This is a genomic window from Deltaproteobacteria bacterium, from assembly GCA_019308995.1.
Lineage (GTDB): Bacteria > Desulfobacterota > Desulfarculia > Adiutricales > JAFDHD01 > JAFDHD01.
Window position 1 is genome coordinate 1 of record JAFDHD010000188.1, and the last position, 3,520, is coordinate 3,520.

The 3,520-nt window shown below is 46.9% G+C and carries 2 protein-coding genes; both read right to left on the reverse strand.

Translation table 11 applies throughout. The features are described from left to right. The coding region (locus JRI95_16625) for an alginate lyase family protein (protein ID MBW2063169.1) at nt 1–1,483 on the reverse strand (1,483 nt) is incomplete at its 3' end. A 6-nt stretch (nt 1,484–1,489) separates the two neighbouring features. Next, nucleotides 1,490–3,520 (reverse strand): bi-domain-containing oxidoreductase (locus JRI95_16630; GenBank protein MBW2063170.1); only part of this gene is annotated, 2,031 nt, incomplete at its 5' end.

The window sequence follows — 3,520 nt, forward strand, 5'->3', positions numbered from 1 at the left end:
AGAATTCATCTTTTTTTTTCAATGTAATCTGTGGATGAAAATGCCAGAATATTTCAATTTGATGATTACCCTTTCCGACAATTTCATCCTCAACAGTAAACTTCTCTTCGTTTAGATAAAGAGTCCGCCGGTGATAGATATGATTTTTAAGTCGTCCGCAGACTTTATAACAGATTTCACATATAAGAGTGTTGCCGCGTTTCTCAACATGCGCGATATCTAATGGCACGGCTCTTCGCGCAACCCGAAAGCCTGACCAGACTTCACTTGAATTTTGACCGTCCAATACAACTGTATTATGGGAGGCGGTACTACGTTGTCTCAAACGCTCTGGAGAATTTCCATATTCGCCTGAACCGGTATCGACTATTATTCTCTTATCCCGGTATGAAAACTCCAAGGTGAGATTATCCGCGTGTGCGTGACCGGGTATGTGGTCCGGCCCTATGGGACCGGTATCGAAAAATATCGTCCAGGCGCCCAGTTGCAAGCGGACCATACCGGAATTCCGGTAGTGCCGAAATCCAGGGCCAACGGTTGCGCATTCATTCGGCCTGATCCCCATGCGACAAGCATAATCCGCCAACTCTTCCGGAGCCGGAGCCATGTTGAAAGCAGCATCATTAAAAAGGCATATCTGTCCATCAGGATGACAAACTGCATTCAGAAAAGCAAACATACGGCCGGCTGTCGATTCCCACGCTTTACATTTATCCCATCCATATGCCCGCCCAATATTGATCATATCCAGAAGGTCTTCAAACAAAAGAGCATGGTACATGGGAGATTGTTCATAGTGACTGCCATCGGGTCTGATCTGTTCCGTCAATTCCCTGTTGATAATTTTCAATCCCTGTCTCAACCAGGAACCCGCCTCCCCGTTTCCGAGCCGTCCCCCAAAGTAAAGACCTGCAAAAACCAATGCCTTGGCGTTCACAAACAAATGATTGCCCTGAATATGGTGTTCACACCGCTTTGTCAGATAACGCGTCTGCACCGCCAGGCTATGGAGAGCCGCGCCGTCTAATAGAGGTTTCGTGAGATCCGCCTTGATCCAGTTTATGATCCTTCTGCTCAAGGGGTAGGATTCCCATCCGATTCCAGAAACGGGTGGATTTTCTTTTATCCAACGATTAATTAAATCCTTATGCCAACTACTCCTTTTATGAAAATTAAAGGCTGTTAGATCATCGAAATAATGCAGATGGTAAAGCCAGAGCTTGGTAGCTTCCGGTGGCTCCCACCCATCTTTTTCCTTTAGGGAGTGTTCCCGGTTGAGCATGCGAAAACGATATGGTCCGTAAAGAGATTGCTCTCGAAGGGCCGGAGCTTCCCAATGCCCGACCGCAAGGCCCTTTTCTGGGGGAGGATCAAGATTAGGCGCTGGGCTATAAAACTTATGCCATAACCTGCCGTAAATTTGGACTGCTCTCAAATGCCTGATGGTATTGAAATATAAGAGTGATTTTTGAAAATTCAGCATGTTGCGTCAATCTGAGGCAAGATTCAGAGAAATTTTGGTGGTTTCCACTATTTCCTCGAATGGAATCGGAGCGGATTTACCGTCTTTTATTGAGTCAATGAATTGTTTCACTTCCTCTTCATGTCCCTTGTTCTGGCTGAATAAGTTCATTTTCTTAAAATTAGGCCAGCCATATCCTCTGAGTTTCCTGAAGTTATCCATCTGTAAAATGCGGCCGGCGCAGAAAATTTCCAGACGTTCTTTTGGAAATCCCTTATTCCCAATGGAAAGATAATGTACCGTACCGATGGATCCGTCCGCAAAACCGAGTTGAATACTCAATGTGTCTCGCGTCCCGGATTCCAACTTCATTTTTTCATAACTAACGATTTCGCTTCCAGCAAGAAATCTGAGAAGGTCAATGAAGTGGCACACTTCACCAATGATCCTCCCCCCCCCTACGTTTGGATCCTGAGTCCAGTGATCGATCGGGATCATGCCTGCATTCACGGTCATTATCATGGCCTTGGGTTCATGCATGGCCGAGATCAGGCTTTTCATTTTTCGGATATGAGGGGCAAAACGGCGATTAAAGCCGACAAGAACAACTTTCGAGCCGCATGATTTGTGGGCCTCACAAATTTTATCTAATTCTCCGATTGATAAACAAAGAGGCTTTTCAACAAAAACATGTTTCCCTGCATTTAGTGCTTCCAATACGAAACGAAAGTGACTATTATGACGTGTGGTGATGAATACAGTGTTGATTTCCGAATCTGAGAAAATGATTTCCGAGTCAGTGGTACTTTTCTCAAAACCGAATTTATTTCCCAGGTGCGTGCCGGACACGCCGCCACTTGAAGCGATTGTCTTGAGTCGAACCCCTGTCTTTTTCAAGGCGGGGAGTATTACCCTGGCGGTAAAATCCCCGGCACCGATCAGCCCCACCGTTGGTTTACAGCTATCAAATGATATTTTATTCCTGTTTTTTAACTCAATGGTTTTCCAGGCCGTTTCAATCCCTGAATCCGGGGAATTCCCGGTTTCGGAGTCATAATTCAAAACAATGCCGACATATGCTTCGTTGTTTTCAGCAATCAGGGAATACGCCTTTTCCGCATCCTCGAATCGGAACCTGTGGCTGACCAGGGGACTCACGTCTATTTTGCCCTCCGCCATCAAATCCAGAACAGCCTCAAAATTACGCTGCTCCGTCCAGCGGACATAACCTACAGGATAATCATTGCCGTTTTCTTCATATTCAGGATCATAACGTCCTGGGCCATAAGAGCAGGAAACCTGAAAAGAGATCTCTTTCTTAAAAAAACTATCACGTGATAAATTTAGGCCTGTCACACCCACCAGAACAATACGTCCTCGCTTACGGCACATAACGGTTGCCTGCTGAACAGGTTCATTACTTTTCGTGGCGGCAGCCAGTATTACCCCGTCAACGCCCCGGCCTCTTGAAAATTTCTCTGCCCTGCCTAAAGGGTCCTCTCCATTAGAGAGATCAACGGTTTCCGCGCCAAAGCTTCTCGCCAGGGCACATTTTTGTGAATTAAGATCAATTCCCAAAACCCGGCAGCCGTTCGCCCGAAGGAGCTGAACCGTCAGAAGACCGACAAGCCCCAGGCCGGTAACCACGAAACACTCGCCTATGGTAGGCTTTGCCAGCCTAACACCCTGCATGGCAATAGCACCGAGAATAGTGAAGGATGCATCTTCAATGCCGACGCCATCCGGCATCAACGCGCAAAGGTTCGGAGGTACACAGACCATCTCTGCATGAGGACCATTGGAAACCACCTGGTCACCAATTTTGAAGCCGTATTTCCGGGCATCCGAACCCATATCCGTGACAACCCCGGCATTGCAGTAACCAAGCGCCACAGGCTGTTCTAGCTTGGCCCGTATCGCTTCTATGGTGGGTTGAAGTCCGTCTGTTTGAATCTTTTGGATAACCTGTTTAACTTTATGCGGCTGTTGTCTCGCTTTTCGGATGTAGCCGGCCTTGCCGAAATCAATGAACATACGCTCGGTACCTGGGGAAATAAG